Source organism: Acidisphaera sp. S103 (assembly GCF_009765975.1).
Lineage (GTDB): Bacteria > Pseudomonadota > Alphaproteobacteria > Acetobacterales > Acetobacteraceae > Rhodopila.
The window spans coordinates 1-291 of the sequence record NZ_LMUJ01000011.1; the positions used below are offsets into that span (position 1 = coordinate 1).

General features: G+C 58.8%; 1 protein-coding gene. It reads left to right on the forward strand.

The features are described 5' to 3' along the window. The coding region (locus GSQ89_RS00455) for a DUF4372 domain-containing protein (protein ID WP_158920890.1) at window positions 1-291 on the forward strand (291 nt) is incomplete at both ends.

Consider the following 291-nt stretch of genomic DNA (forward strand, 5'->3'; position numbering starts at 1 on the left):
TATTTCGCTGTACAAGCCGCACGGTATTGATTCTACTCAGCTTCCGACGTTTGGCGACGTCACCGGAGCTGGGGAGATCAACACCGTGCAACCCAACACTAGCGTTTTCCAGTCGATTCTGAAGCTGCTTCCGTGGGACGCGTTCAACCACGCAATCGAACAGCACGCCGCCCAGGACTGCGCCAGGACCTTCACCCACAGAAGCCATCTCGTCGCCATGCTCTACGCCCAATTCGCCGGCGCGGTCAGTTTGCGTGACATCGAGGCCGGTTTGCACAGCCATGCCAACCG